The following is a 22862-nucleotide window of genomic DNA, read 5'->3' on the forward strand; positions in this document are numbered from 1 at the left end:
AAAATAAAGATCGTCAATAGAAAGTACGGTTAAAGTGTACGGACAAACACAATGAGTCGTAAAGGTCAGTCAATTACCCTATCTATTTCTGAGCGAGACAAAGCGCAATTAGAAGAAATTGCGCTCAAATTCGGGATATTGTGGGGCGATCGCCCGAATATATCTAAATTGGTAGAAGCGATCGCTCGTCAACAATTAGCGATCGCTCCCAATCACGATTGGTCAACAAATCGCTTGGAGGCGTTAGTGCAATCTGTCCGTACTTTGACAGATGCAGGTAAGAGTGAAGAAGCCTTAGCGATCGCCGATTTACTCCTCGAACGCAGCGAACTGTCCATACCTTTGCGTAGTCAGATAGAACGCTTTAAGGAAAATCTACCCCCAGAGTGGCGATTAAAAATTGATAACTACAGACTGCGAAACCAACCATTTCAATTGTCTTATCAAGATGCTACAGGTAAAACATGGAGTTTTACTGTCCGCCATGCTCAAATTAATCGTCACGAACGAGGAGAATATTTAGATTGCTGGTGCGAGGAAACAGAAGGAAATTTAGACATATCAGAATTAACTAATAACTGGAGTCTGCGCTTAGACAGAATAACCGAAGCTGCGATCTTACCAATTAAAGGTGAATGGCATTCTACCTTGGCTCAAATAGAAGTAGAAATGCATATAGTTGGAGGATTAGCCTTTGCCTATCAAACCAAAACAAACGAAGACATAGTAAATGAATGGTTGGAAGATAAACAAGGTGTAAGGCGAGTTGTCAAACTGATATCAAATACTTACTGGTTTACTCGATATGTATTGCAGAATGCACCAGATATTGTAGTCGTCTCGCCGGAGAGCGTGCGCGATCGCATTAAACAAAAACTACAAACTTCCTATTCTTTGTATTTCTGACAAAAAAGCGATCGCCCATTCACTTACTTGGGCGATCGCATACATCTTTTAAAACTTACTTATTGAGAAATCCCTGAACAATTTGTGCCAATTCTTGCCGATTTGTGGAACTGAGCAGATAGCGGCTGATAAACCAAACTGAGTAGGCAATCCCAACTAATTCAAAAGTTGGCGCTACTAAGGGGATCTCGTTGAGAGCAGCTATTACTGCCAAGCTGACTCTAAAAGCAATCAGCGCACCGATAATTATTCCCAGGTTAATTAGTAGCTGTTGATTTTCGCCAAATAATCTCCCTAAGTTCTCAGATAGTTGCGATAAAAAGCTGACAACCTGTGCAAGTATCCATTGCCCTTTTTGCACAGATTGATTGACAGGCTCAAAATTTGCTTGAGGTGCAGGTTCTAATACCTTAACGGCTTCTGGTGGCGTAGTAGTTTCTACTGTGGGTTGTTGTACTTGGGATTCTTCCATAATTTTCCTATCCTCAACTCAAAATTTAAGTATAAGTTACTATGCTTTCAGCTAACTTGTCTGCAACTGTAACTAAGTCTTCAGCTATTAAATCGGGTTGGGGGTAAATAAATAAATATTCTCTCTCCTGTTTAGTAATATATGCTGCCTTTAAACCAGCAGCTTTAGCGCCTTGAATATCCCAAGCATGAGCAGCAACTAGCCATATATCTCCTGTAGCATCCTGTTTGGTCATAGCATATACTTCAGGATGAGGTTTTGTTTTGGCGATCGCATCGCAAGAATAAATCTGTCTAAAGTAATCAAGGACATTTGCCTTTGCTAATAATTGGCGTGTAGAATCCTCGCTACCATTAGTTAAAGCTACTATCTGCCAACCCGCATTATGCAAAATTTGGAGAGCGTTTAGAGCTTCCGGCTGCAACTGAAGTTCGGCAAAAGAAGCGATCGCACTTTCTAATTGTGCTTTATCTGCTGCAATTCCCAACGTCTGCATAGTTCGCGGTAATTCGGCTGCTAATACCTCTTTGAGCGGTTTGTAGCTGCCTGCATGAGACAAAGCAAAGGCATCTCGCAAAGTTTGAGCAAACCAAAGTTCGAGAGCATACGCAGGCGCTCCCAAGGCAATCAAACTTTGGCGCGGCTTTTCCAGACTAAAGCAAGTACCGATAATATCGAAAGCGATCGTACCTTTTGCCATTGAGACTACTTGCAGCAAATTTCAGCTTTATCGTTGCACGCTCTAAATTAACCTTCCTCCCGATAAAGGTAGAAATTTTTACAGCCTGCTACAAAGGAATCAACTCGGTAAAATATTGCAATAACTGGTCGTTAGTCAGTTCATCTCCCAACTGTGCGGGTGAAAAATGAACTTGAATTGCTCTAATTTTTTCTTTGTAGTGCAGGTTAATTAACGCTTTTAGGGCATCTTTTAGCGCTTCAACGTTAGAAAGATCCGTTTCTAATTCTGGTACTTCTCCTTCAAAAGCTACGGTAATCATGACTACAACATTCCGAGTTACGGGTATAGATAGAGGATCGTTCGGTTGAGAACCGTTGCTAAAATCTGGTTCGCTAAGGTAGCGTTGTGCAGAGTCGGTAAATAGTTCGTTGACGTAATCTCCAGCTTCGCCTTCATCCCAAAATACATCGCCTTCATTAGCAGCCGAGAGCCAGTATTCGTCATATTGCAGCAAGGTTTGACATAGTTCAACTAAACCTTCGCCCATTATCTCTAAGTCGCCGTCAGAATCGATAGCTGCTCTTGCTGTACTGTTCAAGACTCCTAAAATTGGTGCTACTTCTTGCCCTGCTAAATGCAAAAATAAACGAGAGACGACAAAACGAGTACCACCAGTTAGTTTACTAAAGCGATCGCGCAAACCCATGTTTTTAACTCCACAACTTAATTACCTACTTTACCGTTGGCAAGATTGGTCTTGCTGTGTTTGTATTGATTTATGAATATTGGCATTATCGGACTTGGATTAATTGGCGGCTCTTTAGGGTTAGATTTACGTGCCTGTGGCTATAAGGTTTTAGGCGTAAGTCGGCGCGAACAAGTGTGCCAAAAAGCAACTTCTCGTGGTGCAGTCGATCTTGCAAGTATGGATTTAGCTACACTTGCGGATGCAGAGGTAATTTTTGTTTGTACGCCGATAGCGGCAATTCTCCCTACGGTACAGCAACTTATTCCTCATATAGATCCGGCAACAGTATTAACTGATGTTGGTTCTGTTAAAGCGCCTGTAGTAGATGAAGTCGCTCCTTTGTGGGCAAATTTTGTCGGCGGACACCCTATGGCGGGAACGGCAGATAGTGGGATTGAAGCGGCGCAGACTGAGTTATTCGTCTCTAAGCCTTATGTACTTACACCTGTAGAAAATACGCCCAGTGCTGCAACAGCTAAGGTTGAGGAAATTGTCAAAAGTATTCAAGCTAATATTTACTATTGTTCGCCTCAAGATCACGATCGCGCAGTTAGTTTAATTTCTCATTTACCTGTAATGGTGAGCGGAACTTTGATTAATACTTGTCATAGTGACAAACAAGAAGTTGTCAAATTAGCGCAGCAGTTAGCTAGTTCTGGATTTCGCGATACTAGCCGTGTCGGCGGCGGGAATCCCGAACTTGGGATGATGATGGCGCGTTATAACCGCCAGGAATTACTGAGAAGTCTGCAATCCTATCGTCAAAACCTTGACACAGTAATTAACTTAATCGAGCAAGAAGACTGGGATAGCTTAGAACAGCAGTTGCAATCTAACCATATAGCAAGAAAACAATTCGTTCGCGAATAAAGCAGCTTCGGTTGGATTTAAGTTATTTTATAAGAAAATATGTTGAAAACCCTGCGGCTTCAGCCCAGGGATGAAAACTAATCGCAGACTAAAGTCTGCCTAAAACCATATTACCTGCCATGTATCCATGACATAATTATGTCAGGTCAAATGACATAAAATGTTAGTATTTGAAGCAAAACTAAGAGGAACGGACGGGCAGTATCGGGCGCTAGACGAAGCGTTGCGTACCGCCCGTTTTGTGCGTAACAGTTGCCTAAAATACTGGATGGAAAACAGAGGAATAGGGAGGTACGACCTTAATAAATATTGCAAAGTTTTAGCAGATAATTCAGACTTCCCTTGGGTAAAGAAGCTTAACTCAATGGCACGCCAATCAAGCGCAGAAAGAGCTTGGAGTGCGATTGCTAGGTTTTTTGATAACTGCAAGAAACAATCACATGGAAAAAAAGGATATCCCCGCTTCAAAAAGCATCAAACCCATGCAAGCGTCGAGTACAAAACCAGTGGTTGGCGGCTATCAGATGATAGGAGAGAAATCACCCTTACTGATGGGTTTGAGGCTGGAACTTTTAAGTTGTGGGGAACTCGTGATTTGCACTACTACCAGGTAGAACAAATTAAGCGAGTACGGGTAGTGCGTCGGGCTGATGGCTACTACGCCCAATTTTGTCTTGATGTAGTCAGACAGGAGAAACGAGAACCTACACTTAAAACTATAGGGTTAGATGTAGGCTTAACTCATTTCTATACCGATAGTAACGGTGAAACTATCGCCAATCCTCGCCACCTTCGCAAGTCCGAAAAAGCATTAAAACGCCTATCTAAGCGGATGAGTAAGACAAAAAAGGGGTCAAACAATAGAGTAAAGTTTAGGAATAAATTAGCAAGAAAACACCTCAAGGTAAGTAGGCAGCGTAAAGACTTTGCTGTAAAAACGGCAAGGTGCGTAGTCCAGTCAGCAGACTTGGTAGCCTACGAGGACTTAAAGGTGCGAAATATGGTGAGGAATCGCCTTTTGGCGAAATCAATTAGTGACGCGGCGTGGACGCAGTTTCGTTCTTGGGTGGAATATTTTGGCAAAGTGTTTGGCGTGGTAACGGTTGCCGTATCGCCTCACTACACAAGTCAAGATTGCTCTGGTTGTGGCAAGCAAGTCAAGAAAGCATTGAGCGTTAGGACTCATGTCTGCCACCATTGCGGACACACTCAAGATCGGGATTGGAACGCCGCACGCAATATACTGGAAAAAGCACTACGTACTGCGGGTCACGCAGGAGCTTACGCCTCTGGAGAGACTGACCAATACTTGGGTGAGGCAACTCCTTCAAGCAAGTCAACTCGTGGAAAGAGGAAGCCCAAAGAGCGATCTTTGGAATCCCCGTCTCTTTAGAGCGGGGAGGATGTCAATGTCACGAACAATCCTATCCCCCTGTATTCCCCCTTGTCTCCTTGTCCCCCCATCTCTAACCTAAAACTGCACCTTATACAACTCAAATAATTCTCCAGATCGCCGCGAGACTATTTTGGCATTAGCAGCTTTAATCGCTGTTTCCCAAGCAGTAATTGGCTCTAAAAATACCTCAGTGCCTAAATAAGTTTCCAAAATTGCCCAATCTTCTACTAAAGGCTTTTCTGGATCTAAAATGTCGAAAACAAATAGACCGCCTGGTTTTAGCACTCGCTTAACTTCAGCTAAGATAATATTCCAGTAATCAAGCGGGTAATAACAACTCCAGCCTGTGGCGATCGCTAAGTCAAACTGCGAGGCTGTATATTGTAACTGGTGGGCTGGTGCTAACTCCACACCCTTAAACAACTTTGAGTTTAACTGCGGACCGCGACTATTTAGAGCATCCCTAGCTACAGCGCTAATTTCCTGCCCGTAGAAATATGCTTCCCACTCCCGCCAAGGATAAATGAGAAAGCTGACACCGCAGCCGATATCCAGACAACGTTGATTTTTCTGCGGTTTAGCAATATCCCAAAAAGAAGAATTAACCCTAGCTGACAGCGTTCCTGCCGTCCACTCCCGGAAAATTGGCATCGCTTCGACTTCTGGCGGTAGTGCAAAGCCTTCACCTTTGTATTGTTTATCGAAGCGCTTCGCTACTTGGGCGATCGCTTTTTGGGCGCTTTCTCCAGCATCAGGGCGCATCAGGGAACCAAAACCATTATCTGGAAACAGTGAATCCCGCTTTTTGGTCATACTGCTTGTTATTGTGTCTTTTAAGTCTTAGCGTACACCTTATATTGTTTTGCTCGCTTGATAAGTAAGGCGCAACTGCAGAGCGTAAATTAGACTGAGAACGTAAATACAGCCCTTTTCAGTTCCTTGAGCGTTTAGCAAATTCAGCCGGATTTTGATCGCGTCTGTGCTTGGTGGGAAGGGGAGTACCTTGTTCGTCACCTACTAGAGCAGCAGTCGCTTCTAGGGCGGCTCGCAGTCGTTTGGCTGCATAGATGGACATATCTCTAGGTACGTTAATGCGATCGCGCAGATAGCGCAGAGCTTTGTCTGAACCTAGCGGCGGCGTGCAAGGTTGCTGCATTATTAGGCTTGTTAAGGCACAGCGTAAGGCTTCGTCTATCAATTTGTCTTCACAGGGGTTGACGCGAATAATATTGGCGCGGTGCTTGATTACGCGATACAGTGCCTCTGTACGCGAGTTTTCTGGTTCTGGGTATGTAACATCGGGCAAACCGTCCCAAGGTCCGCGATCGACTTTTACTTGATTGATTTTTGTTTGCGGTTCGCTATTTTCCCAACAGCCGCCCATTTGCGGCGGTAAATCGTGGACGTGAGTATGGAAGTCGCTTTGCGTACCTCGGTAAGTTGGTCGGCTTTCCATTGCTGCAAACCAGTCAGATAAGCGAGGATTTTCTTCACGCATAGAATAGCCTTTGTAGTAGTACAAACTAGCGTTCATGCGTTCTACATAGGGCGTAAAAATGACATCTACTGTGCCGAATTCTTCGAGAAAATAAGGCGATGGCGTAGAACCAAGGGCAAATTCCACCTTTTCCACCACTTCTAAAAATTGGGCGCGGTTAGCTTGCTCTTGCCTTGCCGAACTTGTAGGATAACAAAGCCAAGCGCACCAAGCTCTAAATAATAGTCGCTCTAATTGCCTTAGTGGTAATACCTTGGGATGTTTCATGCCCAACCCCAAAGGTTGATATACCTGTTCTAGAGCAATGAGAATGTCATCGCTTTCGGTAATGATGCGTCCATCTAACTCAATAGCGGGTAGCATTCCTGAAGGTACTTTGCGCTTGTACCAACTTTCTTTTTGCCCGTAACAGAACATTGTCACTTTTTCGATCCGGTAGGGAATTTGTTTTTCCTCTAGCCACAGCCAAATTTTCTGACAATAGGGACACCAAGCATGATTATCTCGATATAGCGTCACCCGTAGCTCAGATTCATCGCGACCAAATAGACGCAAGCAAGCTTGGGCGTTAGTAGGTCCGTTGACAGGATCGACTTGAAGCTCGGCGAGGGCTTCTAGTTCTGTCCAGCTTAGGGGAGGAATTGTCATGCTTGCGGTAGTCCTAAATGCTCTCACGCATATTAGTTTACGCGATCGCATATAGGATTGTTCGGGTTCTCGCACTCAAAAATGAATTTTGTAACTTCTGTAGCTGGTAGTTATCTCTGTTTAGTATCAATATTTAGTCATTACGGAAGTTGTTACTTTGGAAAATATTCAAAGTTTTATAAGGGAGATGCTGAAATATCTTCACACACTACTCCTTTAAACCTACTTTAAAGCGATCGCCTAGCGTTTGAGCTAGACGAAAATTAAGCCCTCATCTGCAAAAATTTGCATAAAATAGGAATTTAAAGTTAGTAATTTTGCTTTGCTTGCACTTAACGCGTGTAGTATTTATCTTTATGCATCAAAGCCCAGCTATTTGTCAGCTAGATAGTTTCTTAGCGGAAGTAAGCGTTGAAGTAGATAAGGATGCAGCTTGCTATTTTCCGCCCGATTGTGGGCGTTATGAAGTTAAACCTGGTTTAATGCCTCTTGGTGTTGATTTGGGCAACGATCGCGCTGACAAGCAGGTATTTCAAATTGATAGCAATTTCGCACCCTACCGTCAAGCTAAACTTTTTGCACGTGCGGAATGTTTGAGCAAATATTGCCAAACTTATAGCTATTGTGGGGTAGCAGGTGCGATCGCGCATTTGATTATTACTCGTCTTATTCGCGAATATCCCCAATACTTTCATCTAGAAAGATTATCTACAGGCAATTTCGTCTTGCATTGTCATTTAACTGCAGAAACTTTGTATTTAGATGCAGATTGGCAGTTGCAGCAAGCGCAAAGCAATGTTATTCCCGCTTATATCTCTACTCTTGATGCTTTAGCAAGTCAAGTGCAGGAAGATTTAGCTGTAGTTTGTCGTGGTAGTAATGGGGAAAATTGGTTGCGTGCGATTCATCTTTGCTATCCTAACCACTGGGCAGCAGAAGACAAGATAGGTAAGGATTTTGCCCTAGTACACGCGCCTGTAGCTGGGATGGAGAAAATTAATCAAAGAGCAGGTGCGATCGTCAATACAATGATTGAGAGAAAGCCAATGGTGCGCTTTGCTTGGGGTTTAAGTACCGATACGCGCCTTAACCATCACCCCAAACCACCTCTAGGTATTTCTGTTGAAAAGTGGCAAGGTAGAGAATTTAATCTAGATAATCCTCGGCTTTACTTGCGAATTGAGCGTCAAACAATCTGGGGGTTGCCAAAATACGACGCAGCATTATTTACTATTCGCACTTACTTTCGAGATTGTAGGGCAATTAAGCAAGATGCTGTTTTGCGCCCTAAGTTAGTAGCTGCACTTGACTCTATGACAGCAGATTCGCTGGTTTATAAAGGTTTAGCTGCAAGTAAAAGTAGCATTCTCAGGTGGTTAAACGATGAAAATCTTCCTTGAGAGCGCAAGATTAATTTTGCGCCAATTTACCTTAGCAGATGTAGATAATTTACTTGCTTTAGATAGCGATCGCACCGTAATGCGTTTTATCAATGGCGGAATTCCCAGCGATCGCGAAGCTATCCAAAAACAGCTACTAAAATGGCTAGCATACTACGAAAAATATCAAAATTTTGGACTTTGGGCAAGTACCGAGAAATCGAGTCAAGATTTTATCGGCTGGTTTCATTTCTACCCAGCTATAGAAAATGCATTTGCAGTTGAACTAAATTTAGCCACTGATGATGAAATTGCCTTGGGTTATCGGCTGTGTCAATCGTTTTGGGGTAAAGGCTATGCAACCGAAGCCTCACAAGCCCTAGTAGCTAAAGGGTTTAACGAATGGGACGTGCAAAAAGTTTCCGCTTGGGCATTGACAGCTAATCAAGCATCTATTCGAGTGATGGAAAAAGCTGGCTTGCACTTGGAGAAAGAATTTGCGTTTACAGCTAGTCAACTACCTTATATATCAGCAGAGGAACGTCAAGCTGTAAAGTATGCTCTTAGTAGGGAAGATTATATATACTCCAAGTCATAATCAAAGGTGTATGTGTTGTCTGGAGAAAGCAAAGATGGTAGATACACCAGTAACTCAACTATCTTCTCATCAAAGCATAAGTATTCCTCCTTTAGAAAGTGGCGATCGCCTTTCCAGACAAGAATTTGAGCGTCGCTATCAAGCTATGCCAGAGGTGAAAAAAGCTGAATTAGTTGAAGGAGTAGTTTACGTGGCATCCCCTTTGCGTTTTAGAAGTCATGCTCAACCGCATGGTAATATTATGGGTTGGCTGTGGAATTACACTGTTGCAACGCCAAAAGTAGAGTTAGGAGATAATCCCACTGTGCGTTTGGATCTAGATAACGAGGTGCAACCGGATGCGGTATTGTTAATTGCTGGTGGGCGATCGCATCTCAGCGTAGATGATTACATTGAAGGCGCAACAGAATTAGTAGTAGAAGTAGCAGCAAGTAGCGCCGCAAATGACTTGCACGATAAGAAAAAAGTTTATCGCCGTAGTGGAGTGCAAGAGTACATATTCTGGCAGACTTTTGATAACAAATTAGATCGGTTTAGCCTGCAACAAGGCGAGTATGTGGCTTTAACAGCGGATACAGACGGAATTATTCAAAGCTAAGTATTTCCTGGTTTGTGGTTGGCAGTGTCTGCATTGCTAGCGGGGGATATGACGCAAGTTTTAGCATTTTTGCAAACAGGGTTGAACTCTACTGAGCATCAGGAGTTTGTCAAGGTATTGTCGAAATAGGGCGATCGCATCTTAGTACCTATAGAATACAGAAACTAGAAAGTATCAGTTTTTTAGCTTGCCCCTCAAGAGTGCTGAAGGCTTAGTTATTAATATTTTGATGAATAATCTGTAAACATTATGTTTTCAGGGCGCAATTTGGGTTTCCTAATCTAGGGAGCAACTAAATTATTGAAATATTTATGAAGTATAAATTATTAGGCAAAAGTGGTTTGAGAGTTTCGGAGATATGCTTAGGTACTATGAGTTTTGGCGAAGATTTTGGCTGGGGCATTTCTCAGGAAGATAGTCGCAACATCTTTGATGCGTTTATGGAAGCTGGAGGCAACTTTATCGATACTGCTAATGAAATCTACAACTACGGTAGCAGCGAGAAGTTTTTGGGAGAATTTATCGCCTCTAATAGAGATTGTGTAGTTCTCTCGACAAAATACACTGATAGCATACCAACAAACGATCCCAATCGTGCAGGCAATCAGCGTAAAAATATGGTGCAATCTTTAGAACGCAGTCTTAAACGCTTAAATACAGATTACATCGATTTGTTTTGGCTGCATTCTTGGGATTTTGTTACGCCTATAGAAGAAATTATGCGGGCGTTTGACGACTTGGTGCGATCGGGAAAGGTGCTGTATATTGGGATTGCCAATGCCCCTGCTTGGGTTGTCTCTCGTGCTAATACTATAGCTGACTTAAGAGGCTGGACTCCTTTTACAGCTACGCAGATTGAGTACAGCTTAGTTGAGCGTACAGCAGAACGCGAACTGATTCCAATGGCTCAAGAACTCGGAGTTGGAATTATGGCTTGGTCAGTTTTAGCTAGTGGTATCCTTTTTAATGGCAGATTTGCCGATTTTAATAATGGCGAACAACCGCCCCCAGAAGCCGTACAGTTAAATAAAGCAGGCTTTGGGGAAATGAATAATTGCGAATTTGCGATCGCAAGTGTCGTACAACAAATAGCGCGTGAAGTTGGCTGTACGCCTGCACAAGTAGCCATCAACTGGGTACGCAGCAAAGGTATTATCCCGATTTTGGGCGCAAATAAAATTTCTCAATTGCAAGCAGATTTAGCTTGTCTCGATTACCAGCTATCGCCAGAACAATTGCGATCGCTCAATGATATCACCAATATTGAGCTTGGTTTCCCCCATGATTTCTTAGCCATAACTAAAGAATCTACTTTTGGGGGAATGTTTGACAAAATAATTACTTAAGCTAGTTTGAGAGACGTTGCCTCAATGTCTCTTTTACTATACACTGAGGTAGTCTGCTAGTGCTTCAGAGTCGCCGATCAAATTGCCATTAATAAATACTTGTGGCACAGTTAATGCACCTGTAACGGCTCTCAAAGAACGAGTCGTGATATCTTTACCTAAAACAATTTCTTCGTATTCCATGCCATGTTCTTCTAACATTGATTTGGAACGAGCGCAGAACGGACAGCCAACTTTTGTAAATAATGATACTACTTTTGGTTTGACAGCTTCAGGATTGATATATCTGAGCATTGTCTCTGCATCCGAAACTTCAAACGGATCTCCTGGTACATCTGGCTCGATAAACATTTTGTCTACTAAGCCGCCTTTTACTAGCATAGAATACCGCCACGAGCGCTTGCCAAATCCCAAATCTGTTTTATCGACAAGCATTCCCATCCCGTCGGTAAATTCTCCATTACCGTCAGGAATTACAGTGATATTAGTTGCACGTTGCTCTTTTGCCCACTCATTCATAACAAAGGTATCATTAACGGAAATGCACGCAATCTCATCAACACCATTTTCTTTAAAAACTGGCGCTAGTTCGTTGTAACCAGGCAAATGGGTTGAAGAACAAGTTGGAGTAAAAGCACCTGGCAAGGAAAATACTATTACTGTCTTACCATTAAATAATTCGTCAGTAGTTACGTTCACCCACTGATTGTTTTGACGAGTACGGAAGGTAACGTTGGGAACTTTTTGCCCTTCTTTATTTTGCATATATTTAGCTTTTTGAATAAATGTAAATTCATGTAAAGCGTACTCGTTACGAATATGTTTGTCAATGTCTATGTTTATGTTTCTGGTTCTCAAGCTGTTAAGCATTCAAATTACAGCCTCAAAAAACACAGCTAAATAAGTGGGTGCGTTGCACAGGTAACACACCCTACTGCTGACCAGTATTGGAGACGCATTTCTAGTTGTTTTCCCTGAGGACAACGAAAATGACATTAAATTAAAATTTAAGTTGATGCCTCTGCTAGATGATGCTATACGGTCTGTTGTGCATTCGTCATGAATTGGACTCTACAATCCAAGAGGCAAAACCCCTAAGATTAATCTTAGGGGTTTTTCTTATGTTCCGACACCTACAGGACAGCTAACGTTAGTTCCGCCTAAGCCGCAATAACCATTAGGGTTCTTACTTAGGTATTGTTGATGGTAAGATTCAGCAAAGTAAAACTCAGGCGCATCTATGATTTCTGTAGTAATTTTGCTGTATCCGGCTTTGTTGAGTGCTTGCTGATAAGTTTCCTTTGAAGCTTCGGCAAGTTGCTTTTGGCTGTCTGAATAAGCGTATATGCCCGAACGGTATTGAGTACCAGTATCGTTACCTTGGCGCATTCCTTGAGTGGGGTTGTGGCTTTCCCAAAAAACTTTGAGCAGAGTTTCGTAACTAACGACTTTGGGATCGAAAACAACGCGCACTACTTCATTATGCCCAGTCATACCCGTACAAACTTCTTCGTAGGTAGGATTTGGGGTAGACCCGGCTGCATAGCCCACAGAGGTGCTGTAAACGCCCTCTAATTGCCAGAATTTCCGCTCTGCTCCCCAAAAACAGCCTAAACCAAACATCGCAATTTCCATGCCTTCGGGATAAGGAGGCTGGAGAGGATTGCCATTAACGTAGTGACGGTTAGGTACTTGTAAAGGTTGCGATCGCCCTGGCAATGCTTCTTCGGGGGTGGGGATAGTTTGCTTTTTGCCAAATCCAAATAGCACCATAGCTTTTGTCTCTAACTTTTGATATATGCATACATTTTAGTTGGAAAAATTAAGTTGCCTAGATCGCTTTGCCCTATACTGGCGATCGCAATTACACTACCTACTACTATTAGCGGCTTAAGATCGTAATAGTTTATGCAATTGGTACAACTTTTACACAGCAACCGTGACAGAAAAAAAAGATTTCCTGCGAGATATTTGGTACTATGCCTTACCAGGCAGCCTGCTTAAGCCTGGCAAAATGATGGCAAAAACCTTCTTAGGCGAACCAGTGCTGCTAGCACGCAAGCATGACGGTCAAGTTTTTGCTTTGCGCGATATTTGTCCTCATCGGGCAGTACCATTGACCTGCGGGCGGTTTGATGGGCAAGAGGTAGAATGCTGCTATCATGGGTGGCGGTTTGAAGAAAGCGGGCGCTGTACGGCAATTCCCTCGTTAGTTGAAGATGATGCTCTAGATTTAAATCGCTTTCGGGTGAAGCATTATCCAGTGCGCGAAGTTCAAGGAAATATTTGGATATACATGGCTGCTAAGGATAGTAAAAAAGAGCCATCGGATCGGGATATTCCCTTAGTGCCTTATTTTGGCGATCGCTCTTATCAGATGATGGTAACTCTACGCTTTCCTTGCTTTGTAGATCATGCTGTAATTGGGTTAATGGACCCTGCACATTCTCCCTACGTGCATCGTGCTTGGTGGTGGAAGTCTGGGCGAGTGCTGTTTGAGGAAGTAAAAGCCTTCGATCCTTCACCTTATGGGTTTACAATGCGGCGACACGAAATTCCGAATCTAGCTTTGGGATACAAGCTTATAGGTGGCGCACCAGAGACAGAGATATCGTTTCGTTTACCTGGAGTAAGAATCGAACACGTCAGTACCAAACGCCATAATGTCTGCAACCTCACGGCTGTTACACCAATTTCGGAAAATGAGACAGATGTAACGACTATTCTCTACTGGACAATGCCTTGGATTACAGCCCTAAAGCCGATAATGAAGCCTTTTGTGCGTAGGTTTCTCGATCAAGATCGGCAAGTTGTTACTAAGCAGCAGATAGGATTGCAATACGATCCGACTTTGCTACTAATTAGGGATGCTGATACGCAAGCACGTTGGTATTACCAGTTAAAAGCAGAGTTTGAACGGGCAAAATCGGAAGGCAGAGATTTTGTTAATCCGGTGAAAGAACAAGTATTGCGCTGGCGAAGTTGATGTATTTTTTGGCGTTATTTAGGATTATCCTGCCTTCAGGTACAATAGCGAGGCTGCGATCGCATTTTTCCTACTGTATATTGATGCGATCGCTAAATTCCATCGTCTACCGAACAAAATAATGTCTTTGAATGTTGAGCTTTTAGCTGGTAGTTTTGCTCAGGTGAAAGATCGTGGCTCTGAGTTTGCTGCTGAGTTTTATAGCAATTTGTTTGCCGATCATCCAGAATTGCAGCCCATGTTTGCGAATACGCAAATGGAGGAACAAAAGAAAAAGTTATTTGATTCTCTAGTGCTAGTAGTTGACAACCTCCAAGCAGCAGATGTTTTATCTACAACTCTCAAAGGATTAGGAACAAAGCACGTTAAATATGGTGTTATACCGTTGCATTATCCGATGGTAGGAGGAAGCTTACTAAAAACCTTTGAGTCTTTTTTAGGCAGTGATTGGACACCAGAAGTTAAGCAAGCATGGGTAGATGCTTATACAGCAGTTGCTCAATTGATGCTAGAAGGAGCAGATTATCCACCAGAAGTTTTAAGCTTGAAGAATTAAATTGATAAATACTTAATGCCTTCTCCAGACGAGCTAAAGCTGCTCTTGATAATGCGATCGCGCTTTAGCTCTCGCCGAAATTATCTCCAGGTTGGCGTAATATCAAGAGAGCCAAAGAAAAATTCCGTAGAAGATCTCCTACAGGATGAATACACGGAAAAATTCTATTTAATATTCAAATATAGATGTTTAGACGGAATATTTCCGCATATCATCACTAAAACTGACCAGGATGTTTTTAGATTGTGATTTTATAAAAGATTATATAGATAGTTATGCTCAAAACAATAAAAAACAAGCCACCTGTTTAGCTGATTTTCAATAACTACTCGTCACTTTTGACTAAATACGCTGACAACATCACCATCAGTTCTTGTTCAAATTCCCCAGTTTTGAGCAACTCAGGACGATCGATCGTCGCACCGTGAATTAAGGCTCGGATCGTGCGCTCAATCATAAAAACCGTCAATTCTAGGTTTTTCGGTTGAATTTGATCGCAGCGTTGCGCGAGAAACGATCGCAGCAGATTATCCATCTTTGCCTTATCTAAGCGTTGCATCACCTCACTATGGGGAATCTGTTCGTGCAGAACGCGATGGAGTTTCGGATTGACGGCATGAGCCGCCAACGCTGCTTTGATAATTTGCCGCAGCACCTCTGGAATCGTGCGATCGCTCAGTCCTTCTAAATGGTGCTGCGCTAACTGCACCATCTCATTGGCGTGATGCTCCGCCAAAGCAAAAATCAAAGCTTGCTTATTGGGAAAGTATTGGTACAGCGAGCCGATACTCACACCTGCCCGTTCAGCCACCCGATTCGTCGTCAACTGGTCGTACCCGTTTTCCGTCAAAATGTGAGTCGTTGCTAAGAGAATTGCTTCCACAGTTGCTTGGGAGCGCTCTTGTTTCGGTTGTTTGCGCGGGGTTGCAGAGGGCTTAGGGGGCATAGGCAAGTCTTCCAGAAATGCGAGTTGTCAGAGGTGGGCGATCGCTCATAAAATCATGAGTAATCATTCACATTTTACAGACGAGTTCCACCGCTAGCACTGAAAAGAGAGGATCGTTGATGCAGATCGTGATTGTAGCGATGGGAAGTCGAGGAGATGTTCAACCCTATGTTGCTTTGGGTAAGGGCTTAAAAGCCGCAGGACACAGAGTTCGACTTGCCACGCATGAGAACTTTGAATCATTAGTCAATTCACATGGACTAGAGTTCTATCCCATGAAGGGAAACGTCCAAGCTTTTCTAGAAGATCCCGATAATCGCAAGTTATTAGAAAGCGGAAATTTTCTGGCGATTAATGCGCGGGCAGCGAAAGCTTCTCAGCGTGCCGCGATCGATTGGGCGGAAGGCGGTTTGGTTGCTGCTCAGGGAATGGATCTGCTGGTTGCAGGCGTGGGCGGGCTATTCCTGAGTGTTTCCCTGGCTGAGAAGCTGAAGATCCCTTTGCTTCAGGCATATATCTTTCCATTTACGCCGACTAAAGCCTTTCCCGCCCTGCTGTTTCCTCCGTCCCTTTCTAAACTTGGCGGAGCCGTAAATCGATTGTCGCATCATGTCTTTCGCCAGATCATGTGGCAGGGAGCGCGGACAAGTGACGGATTATCACGACGGCAAGTGCTAGATTTGCCCACCGCCCCATTTTGGGGAGATTATCATTCAGTTCATCTTCAGCGTTATCCTATCTTGTATGGGTTGAGTCCATCCGTTATTACTAAACCCGAAGATTGGCAGAATACTCATGTCACTGGCTATTGGTTCTTAGATGAAGCTCCCGAATGGTCTCCACCACTCGCTTTGCTAGAGTTTCTGCGAGGTGGTTCGCCCCCCGTATTTATTGGGTTTGGGAGTATGGTGAGTCGAAATCCAGAAGCAACAGCAGATATCGTCTTACAAGCGATCGCCCTCACGGGACAACGGGCTATTTTGCAATCGGGTTGGAGCGGTTTGAGTAAGAGCGATCTGCCAGATACGGTTTTTATGGTGGATTCAATTCCCCATTCTTGGCTCTTTCCCCGTGTCGCGGCTGTCGTTCATCATGGGGGTGCGGGAACAACCGCCGCTGGACTTAGAGCAGGGATTCCGACCATTGTGATTCCGTTCTTTGGCGATCAGCCCTTTTGGGGGCAGCGCGTCGCAGAATTAGGAGTAGGGACAGCACCGATTCCCCGCAAACAACTTACTGCTGAAAGACTGGCAGCAGCAATTGATCGGGCTGTGAGCGATCGGGCAATGCGTCAGCGTGCAGCCGATCTAGGAGCAAAAATTCAAGCCGAAGATGGTGTTGCCAATGCAGTTGCGAGCGTCCAAGAACTGGGAAAGTGCGGGGCTTTCTGTGGCGAAAACCTTAGAGAAAACTAGCATCGCGGAATCTAGCGATCGCGCTTTGTAGTCATTTGGCACAAATCCAGACGAGCTATAGCTGCTTTTGATAAATAGATATACGGAAAGATTATGTACAGATAAAAAATATTTTGGATTTGGTTAAAATTATATTTATAATCTTTTAGTCGAGCAGCCTAGCCAGTAAGAATACCCTCTAAATCCATTTTTCGCCAAGTTCCCATAGCCTGCTTGCAGAAAGTTACCCTTTTGCTTAAAGGTAATTGTAAAAAGCTACAACAAAGCTGTAACTCAGTTAAAAAGCGATTCGGCGAGCCGCCAGAATGCGACTTTGGCTTCATTCTGGACATTGCTAGAGTGCCATATTATAGGTTAAGGAGAGTAAATAAATCTATAATTCAACCAGGGACATTGAGCTTTGTGTATGGCACTGCCTTCTAACTTTGACGATTTGCTGAACCAAATCGGCATTGAGCTAAATGAGCTGAATAGCATTTTATCTCAGTCCATAAAAATTGTTAGAGAAAGGATAAACTTGTTTCCAGAAAACATTATTTTGATGCAAATATATTCCACCTTAAATAATTATGCGCTTTTTGCCCAAAATACTCAGAGGCGCACTCAAGAGGCAATAGAATATCTTGCGAACAGTGAAAATATTTCTGAAGAAAACATCCGAGAATTTGGTGAGGATTTGTCGGAGCAACTTGGTCGGATTATTGAAGCTAAAATAGTTGTCAACACCATCAGAAATCGCTTGGAGAAGTAGCCATGCATGAAATAGAGCTGACTGAAATCCTTAAAATAGCTCAAGAAGGTGAGGCAAAGCTTAAAGATATGAGTAACCACGCAACAACTATGTCAGAGAAGTGGAGGGTCAAAACCAACACCTCTATAAATCCTGAAAATGCTGAGAATATTCATCGCCAAGATCCAAAAGTAGAATTGCTGTAGATGCGGCTGTCCAACTATTTGCTATACCGGACGGACAAGCGATCGCTGCTAGTGTAGGATATACGTTTTTAACGGCAAATCCTTTATCCATTTTGCTTCTCTACTAAAATTTCTCCTCTGGCGATCTTTTCTAGTAGATCGGAAACTCCAGAGCATCCAAGCTCTTGAGCCAATCGTTGCACTTGCTCCCAACCTGTTTCGGTAACTGAAAGATAGCGTTGTTTCTTAGGTTCTTGATAAGCGTGCGGTCTACCACTATGAAAATTTAGGTTATTTCTTGAATTAGGGTGTTCGCCCCGTTTATATTTTGTAGTTTCCACACTGTTTTATTCCCGTACATTTCTATATCTTTATTGTATCTAGGGTTAAAACTAGAACAATTTTAATTGCCTTGGTAGTTGCGATCGCACAGACCTACTTTGGTTATTTTATCAATATTGATTAGCTCGAAAAATAGTAGCTATAAGTTCGTAATTTTACTGAGGTGATAAATAAACTATTGAGCCAGAATCGGCTTGCTGTGGATCTACCATTACGCGGAGTAATACTCAATGGTTGCTGAAATTCTGAAGCCGACTGTCCAAGACTTGCAAAAAGACGTTATTGAATTGCTAGAACAAATCAGCGCCTTGATGAATCGTGCTAGTACAGCGTTGAGTTCTAACAGTAGCGATAACAAGTACGGAGAGTTTCAGAAGGAAGTAATTGAGGCAGTCAGTAACGTTAAAGAATTAAAGCTAAGGATGGCGATTGTTGCGCCAATGAAAGCTGGAAAATCTACTATTATTAATGCGATCGTTGGGCAGGAGATTCTACCTAGTCGCAATGCAGCAATGACAACACTGCCCACAGAAATTATCTTTGATGCCAAGTTAGAGGAACCAACTTTAACTCTAAGTGCTGAAATTCTAGCAGTCTTTCAAAAAACTGTTTCGGCTTTGCAGGAAAAGATGCAGACGTTGGGGGATGAGCAAATGCAAGAGAAAATTGCTCAATATCCGCATCTAACGCAGTTACTACAGGAAATCCAAGACAATGTATGGTTTCCACCTTGTCCTGAAACTGTTGGACGTGAAGAAATCATCAAGGCGCTGACAGGTCTTAACGATATTATTCGTTTGTGCAGTCTATTAGAACTTACTAAAGATCCTCTCGGTCAGCTAGAGGATGTTCCTTGCATTCTTACACCTTTTTGGCGATCGCAGACAACTCAATCAGAAAAGCTCGGTAACTTAGTCATTGTAGATACTCCTGGTCCAAATGAAGCAGGGGAAAACCTTAGACTAGCGGCTGTTGTGACAGAGCAATTACAAAAAAGCTCAATGGTGTTGATTGTTTTAGACTTTACTCAATTAAAAACAGAAGCAGCAGAAAAAGTTAAAAAGGACGTTCAACAAGTTATCAACTTGCGTGGCAAAGAGAACTTATACGTTTTAATTAATAAGATCGACCAACGCCGCGAAAGTGATATGACTCCTGAGCAAGTACAGCAGTTTGTTACCGCTGAATTAGGGATTGGAAACGCTAGCGATACAAAGCGAGTGTTTGAAGTGTCAGCTAGAAGAGCATTTTCGGCAGCTAACTTTATGCAAGAGCTAGAACAGCATCCTGATGTAGAAGTTACTCAAATGCAAACGGCACGTTTATTAGCCCAAGAAGTATTCGGGTTTGAATGGGAAGAGGAACTTGCGGAAGCAACAGTAGAAGAGGTACACAAAAAATCGCAAAGATTGTGGAAGAAATCGGGATTTGAGTCATTCTTAGAAAGAGCAATCAATGCACTTATGGAACAAGCGGCTCCCAAGTGCATAAGGTCTGCGCTTAATCTTAGTCGAAACCGTTTAATAGAATTATGTGATGATGTAAAACTTCGCAGTAGTGCGATCGCTCAAGATGCAGAAAAATTACAACACGAAGTTGGGGCATTGGAAGCCGATCTAAAACGTCTCGAACTGTGTCATAGCCATTTAAAGGAAGTAGATACAATTAAGATACAACTTCAACAAAATCTTAAGAAAATTCTCGAAGACCTTAAGAATACCGCCCAAGTTAAACTTGAAACATTTTTTGCTCAAGAAGAACACCAACGTGCAGATTGGTTAAAGCAAAAAGATATAGAAGCAAGGCAATGGTTTCTCACTCCACTTGGAGACTTTGAGCTTTTTCCTAAATGGATATCCAAACGGATTAAGTCTGCACTTGAATTTAAAAGCTCTGGAGTAATTGAATTTACTAATGCCCTGGAGGCTGAAGAGTTTGCAAATCAAGCAGTCGTTTATGCTAAACAAAGAGCAGAAAGTTTATTATGCAATGTACGCGAACAAACAGGCGAAGAAATTGAACAGGCGCGTACAGGACTAATCAACTTTTTAGATAAAGAAACTAAACCAATTATTGAACGAGCGCGTACTCGTTTAAACGAAGTTTTTCAAGTAGATCTGTCCTTGCCACAACCAAGTTTCAAAGCTAATGATATGACACTGGTTAAACCTCGCATTGGGAGCCAACATCGCTATATAGACCAAGGCTATGAAGAGCGAGTAGTAAAAAAGCGAGAATGGTGGCATTGGCTCTGGATTGTTCCAATTGAAGTTACTGAAAAATTTAAGAGACCTGATAAAAAAGAAGACTATTTTACTGTCTCTTTAGAAGAGTTAATTGCTGGAATAAATGAATCAATAGAGACAAATATTGATAGTATTAATCAGGGAATTAATAAATATTTAGATGAAGACTTCAAGCAGCGAGTTGATGTCTTATTTGAACAGCTTGATACTTATCTTCGTAGCTACCGAGACAGTTTAAAACAAGCACAGACAGATAAAAATCTATCACTCGACAAACAAGAGAAATTAGTAAGTGAACTTACTTCTTTAATTCCAGAGGCAAGCACAAAAATCAAGAAAGCAGAAGCTTATATCGAATACACAGATTCCCTAATAAAAGACTAAGTGATGGTCGATCTTTTTTACCCTCAAAATCTAGGTACACAAGTCCAGAATATAGGAGTTACCAGCCCCTCTACCGATCGCTTACAAGCACTCCAGCGCCAAGTCCCTATAGTTGGAGACAAAGCCCTAATCGACCTAGTTAACGGCATTCAAGTTAGCAACGATATTCTTCGCTACCGCAAGAGTAGAGGCTTCTTTGGACAAATACTTGATACTCTTAATGGCAGCGATAATCAGCGAAGACTTTTGCTTGATGGCAACCTTCTTGCTGGTCAAGAAGCTTTGTCAAACTGGGTACTAGAACTGAGCGATTCACTGCGTATTAGTCAAGTAGCTTTGCAAGTTACGCAAACATCTTTGTTAGAAGCGCGAGATGCTATTCGCAGCCAAAAACAAAACCTGCACCAACAAAAACAAGCGGTACTATCACTAAGCGAAAACTTCAACCAACTCGTTCAGCAAGTTGCTATCAGGCTTGACGAGCAAGAAGCACGAATACATAAACTAGAAGTACGTGTTGCAGCTAACGAAGACTTAGACCAAATTATCACAGCTTGGGCAGCAGGGCAAACATACAGTCAGCTAAATTGGGTATTGCAAGTTCCATTACTAGCACGAGAAGCATTCAGTAGTGCGGTTGCAACGTATGAACTAGAAACTGGAGACAAGGAGCGTTACCGCCAACTACTTGTAAATAAAATTCTGGCTACAAGTAAAGAACTGCCTAAAAACTTCTTTGCCCTAGCCGACTTATTAGAACAAGCTTGGAGAGAAACTAAAAGTAGCGATCGCTTTCCCGCACGAGAATTAGCTACAGGCTTACTAGAAGTTCGTTCTACACCCCATCAACGTCTTGTAAATACTCCTTACTTGTTTGCCCTCGGTACAACCTTAGAACTCGCTACACTACCCGTAGAAGCTAGACCCCAGTTACCTGCTCAAAGTGCGATCGCATTGTGTCGCGCTCAAATTGCTTCTATTCCCCGCACTACGGATGTCAAAGAATTTATTACTAATGTGGTGGAGGAAACAGCTAACGATTGTTTAGCAATAATGAGATGAAACTAGGAGCAAACAAAAATGTCTTACAAACTCAGCATTGTGATTGAGAAAAATGAAGATGGATATTATGCCTATTGTCCTGGGTTAGAAGGTTGTCAAACTCAAGGAGATTCTGTTGAGGAAGTTACAGCTAATATTCAAGAACCAGTAGAGCTTTATTTAGAAACATTATCAACATGAAATCTATTAACCCTAAGTTTGGACTCGTACTGGCTGGCGGAGGTGCAAAAGGAGCTTATCAAGCAGGTGCATTAAAGTATCTTGCAGAATTAGGAATCGTACCACAAATTATTGCTGGTACTAGCATCGGCGCTCTTAATGGTGCAGTTTTGGCTTCTCATACGCCATTTCCCAAAGCTGTAAGCCGATTGAGTCAAATGTGGCAGCAGTTAGGCGAATCGCCAATTCTCCGCCCGAACACAGGTACAGTGTGGCAAACATTTAGTTATGCGGCTCAAACTTTTGTGCCTACTTTACGGGAATGGCTACTTGATTTTTTAGTACAAGAAGGGTTAATAAAAGACCGTAGTGCGGTATTCGATCCTGCACCAATAGAGCAACTATTGAAAGAAGCTGTAAACCCAGCTAATTTTTCTACAGGAATTGAATTGTGGGTGACTGTATTTCCTTCTCTAAAAATTCCTGGTTTGGGCTACGATTGGTTAATCGATCTTGTTCGCGCTCGGACTGGAACTGATGCCCATTGGCTGCGCGTCCAAGACTTTAGCGACAATGAAACTATCTATAGCTCTACGCAAGAACATTAGGACAGTCTTTGAAGGCGGCATCAACACAATCACGAAAGTTATCAAATTCATCCCATCGCTGCCGCATCCAATTGTTCAGGACAAACCGCGAAAGCTTTGCGG

24 protein-coding genes and 1 pseudogene are annotated in these 22862 nt (G+C 42.7%); 15 read left to right on the forward strand and 10 right to left on the reverse strand.

What is annotated here, in order from left to right; genetic code table 11:
- Nucleotides 1-51 precede the first annotated feature (51 nt).
- A complete protein-coding gene (locus UH38_RS23110; RefSeq protein ID WP_045057066.1) occupies nt 52-906 on the forward strand; it encodes a helix-turn-helix transcriptional regulator in 855 nt (284 codons plus the stop codon).
- A 55-nt stretch (nt 907-961) separates the two neighbouring features.
- On the opposite strand, the gene UH38_RS23115 is transcribed toward UH38_RS23110, so the two are convergent.
- The 3 genes from UH38_RS23115 to UH38_RS23125 form a co-directional block, all read right to left on the reverse strand.
- Complete coding sequence (locus UH38_RS23115; protein WP_045057067.1) at nt 962-1378, reverse strand: CAAD domain-containing protein; 417 nt, start codon at nt 1376-1378, stop codon at nt 962-964.
- 25 nt (nt 1379-1403) lie between these two features.
- Nucleotides 1404-2096 (reverse strand): HAD-IA family hydrolase, encoded by a 693-nt coding sequence (locus UH38_RS23120; RefSeq protein WP_144405762.1) that lies wholly within the window; start codon nt 2094-2096, stop codon nt 1404-1406.
- A 70-nt stretch (nt 2097-2166) separates the two neighbouring features.
- Nucleotides 2167-2766 (reverse strand): DUF1517 domain-containing protein, encoded by a 600-nt coding sequence (locus UH38_RS23125; RefSeq protein WP_200892590.1) that lies wholly within the window; start codon nt 2764-2766, stop codon nt 2167-2169.
- 72 nt (nt 2767-2838) lie between these two features.
- Here UH38_RS23125 and UH38_RS23130 point away from each other — a divergent pair, with 72 nt between their 5' ends.
- Together UH38_RS23130 and UH38_RS23135 are read left to right on the forward strand one after the other, a co-directional pair.
- The gene (locus tag UH38_RS23130; RefSeq protein ID WP_045057069.1) at nt 2839-3678 is read left to right on the forward strand and encodes a prephenate/arogenate dehydrogenase; all 840 of its coding nucleotides are present in this window, start codon (nt 2839-2841) and stop codon (nt 3676-3678) included.
- Between the two features lie 160 nt (nt 3679-3838).
- Nucleotides 3839-5071, forward strand: coding sequence for an RNA-guided endonuclease InsQ/TnpB family protein (locus tag UH38_RS23135; protein ID WP_045057070.1), 1233 nt, complete (start codon nt 3839-3841; stop codon nt 5069-5071).
- 78 nt (nt 5072-5149) lie between these two features.
- On the opposite strand, the gene UH38_RS23140 is transcribed toward UH38_RS23135, so the two are convergent.
- Complete coding sequence (locus tag UH38_RS23140) at nt 5150-5887, reverse strand: class I SAM-dependent methyltransferase (protein ID WP_045057071.1); 738 nt, start codon at nt 5885-5887, stop codon at nt 5150-5152.
- 118 nt (nt 5888-6005) lie between these two features.
- On the reverse strand, nt 6006-7220 hold the full coding sequence (locus UH38_RS23145; protein ID WP_045057072.1) for a glutathione S-transferase family protein: 1215 nt from the start codon (nt 7218-7220) through the stop codon (nt 6006-6008).
- A gap of 356 nt (nt 7221-7576) precedes the next feature.
- Here UH38_RS23145 and UH38_RS23150 point away from each other — a divergent pair, with 356 nt between their 5' ends.
- The 4 genes and pseudogenes from UH38_RS23150 to UH38_RS23165 all read left to right on the forward strand — a co-directional run bounded on the left by UH38_RS23150 (nt 7577) and on the right by UH38_RS23165 (nt 11141).
- Nucleotides 7577-8620, forward strand: a complete 1044-nt coding sequence (locus tag UH38_RS23150) for a heme-dependent oxidative N-demethylase family protein (protein ID WP_045057087.1) — start codon at nt 7577-7579, stop codon at nt 8618-8620.
- Nucleotides 8604-9197 (forward strand): GNAT family N-acetyltransferase, encoded by a 594-nt coding sequence (locus UH38_RS23155; protein ID WP_045057073.1) that lies wholly within the window; start codon nt 8604-8606, stop codon nt 9195-9197. Before UH38_RS23150 ends, UH38_RS23155 begins: the two co-directional genes overlap by 17 nt.
- A 34-nt stretch (nt 9198-9231) precedes the next feature.
- Nucleotides 9232-9924, forward strand: a pseudogene (locus tag UH38_RS23160) (Uma2 family endonuclease).
- A gap of 182 nt (nt 9925-10106) precedes the next feature.
- The gene (locus UH38_RS23165) at nt 10107-11141 is read left to right on the forward strand and encodes an aldo/keto reductase (protein WP_045057074.1); all 1035 of its coding nucleotides are present in this window, start codon (nt 10107-10109) and stop codon (nt 11139-11141) included.
- 36 nt (nt 11142-11177) lie between these two features.
- Here the strand turns inward: UH38_RS23165 and UH38_RS23170 are convergent, their stop codons facing one another.
- The gene (locus UH38_RS23170; RefSeq protein ID WP_045057075.1) at nt 11178-11906 is read right to left on the reverse strand and encodes a glutathione peroxidase; all 729 of its coding nucleotides are present in this window, start codon (nt 11904-11906) and stop codon (nt 11178-11180) included.
- A 354-nt stretch (nt 11907-12260) separates the two neighbouring features.
- Nucleotides 12261-12914: a peptide-methionine (S)-S-oxide reductase MsrA gene (gene msrA, locus UH38_RS23175; RefSeq protein ID WP_045057076.1), complete on the reverse strand. Its 654-nt coding sequence runs from the start codon at nt 12912-12914 to the stop codon at nt 12261-12263.
- Between the two features lie 166 nt (nt 12915-13080).
- Between msrA and UH38_RS23180 the strand changes: the two genes are divergently transcribed.
- Nucleotides 13081-14127: an aromatic ring-hydroxylating oxygenase subunit alpha gene (locus UH38_RS23180; RefSeq protein ID WP_045057077.1), complete on the forward strand. Its 1047-nt coding sequence runs from the start codon at nt 13081-13083 to the stop codon at nt 14125-14127.
- Between the two features lie 121 nt (nt 14128-14248).
- Nucleotides 14249-14683, forward strand: coding sequence for a globin family protein (locus tag UH38_RS23185; protein WP_045057078.1), 435 nt, complete (start codon nt 14249-14251; stop codon nt 14681-14683).
- Nucleotides 14684-15008: 325 nt separating this feature from the next.
- Here UH38_RS23185 and UH38_RS23190 read toward each other — a convergent pair whose 3' ends face one another.
- Nucleotides 15009-15629, reverse strand: a complete 621-nt coding sequence (locus tag UH38_RS23190) for a TetR/AcrR family transcriptional regulator (RefSeq protein ID WP_045057079.1) — start codon at nt 15627-15629, stop codon at nt 15009-15011.
- 119 nt (nt 15630-15748) lie between these two features.
- Between UH38_RS23190 and UH38_RS23195 the strand changes: the two genes are divergently transcribed.
- Nucleotides 15749-17044 (forward strand): glycosyltransferase, encoded by a 1296-nt coding sequence (locus tag UH38_RS23195; RefSeq protein ID WP_045057080.1) that lies wholly within the window; start codon nt 15749-15751, stop codon nt 17042-17044.
- A gap of 406 nt (nt 17045-17450) precedes the next feature.
- A complete protein-coding gene (locus tag UH38_RS23200; RefSeq protein ID WP_045057081.1) occupies nt 17451-17795 on the forward strand; it encodes a hypothetical protein in 345 nt (114 codons plus the stop codon).
- A gap of 123 nt (nt 17796-17918) precedes the next feature.
- Here the strand turns inward: UH38_RS23200 and UH38_RS26945 are convergent, their stop codons facing one another.
- Together UH38_RS26945 and UH38_RS23210 are read right to left on the reverse strand one after the other, a co-directional pair.
- The gene (locus tag UH38_RS26945; RefSeq protein ID WP_160296016.1) at nt 17919-18071 is read right to left on the reverse strand and encodes a hypothetical protein; all 153 of its coding nucleotides are present in this window, start codon (nt 18069-18071) and stop codon (nt 17919-17921) included.
- Complete coding sequence (locus UH38_RS23210; RefSeq protein ID WP_045057083.1) at nt 18064-18300, reverse strand: hypothetical protein; 237 nt, start codon at nt 18298-18300, stop codon at nt 18064-18066. The genes UH38_RS26945 and UH38_RS23210 overlap by 8 nt, the downstream gene beginning before the upstream one ends.
- A 231-nt stretch (nt 18301-18531) precedes the next feature.
- On the opposite strand from UH38_RS23210, the gene UH38_RS23215 reads away from it, so the two are divergent.
- The 4 genes from UH38_RS23215 to UH38_RS23225 are packed head-to-tail and all read left to right on the forward strand — an operon-like array spanning nt 18532 to nt 22760.
- The gene (locus tag UH38_RS23215; RefSeq protein ID WP_045057084.1) at nt 18532-20931 is read left to right on the forward strand and encodes a dynamin family protein; all 2400 of its coding nucleotides are present in this window, start codon (nt 18532-18534) and stop codon (nt 20929-20931) included.
- Between the two features lie 3 nt (nt 20932-20934).
- Nucleotides 20935-21993: a diguanylate cyclase regulator RdcB family protein gene (locus UH38_RS23220; RefSeq protein WP_045057088.1), complete on the forward strand. Its 1059-nt coding sequence runs from the start codon at nt 20935-20937 to the stop codon at nt 21991-21993.
- 18 nt (nt 21994-22011) lie between these two features.
- The gene (locus UH38_RS25710) at nt 22012-22173 is read left to right on the forward strand and encodes a type II toxin-antitoxin system HicB family antitoxin (protein WP_072044984.1); all 162 of its coding nucleotides are present in this window, start codon (nt 22012-22014) and stop codon (nt 22171-22173) included.
- Nucleotides 22170-22760 (forward strand): patatin-like phospholipase family protein, encoded by a 591-nt coding sequence (locus UH38_RS23225; RefSeq protein WP_052672543.1) that lies wholly within the window; start codon nt 22170-22172, stop codon nt 22758-22760. Before UH38_RS25710 ends, UH38_RS23225 begins: the two co-directional genes overlap by 4 nt.
- The last annotated feature ends 102 nt before the right edge of the window (nt 22761-22862 follow it).

Origin of the sequence: Aliterella atlantica CENA595 (assembly GCF_000952155.1) — a bacterium.
Taxonomy (GTDB): Bacteria; Cyanobacteriota; Cyanobacteriia; order Cyanobacteriales; family Chroococcidiopsidaceae; genus Aliterella; species Aliterella atlantica.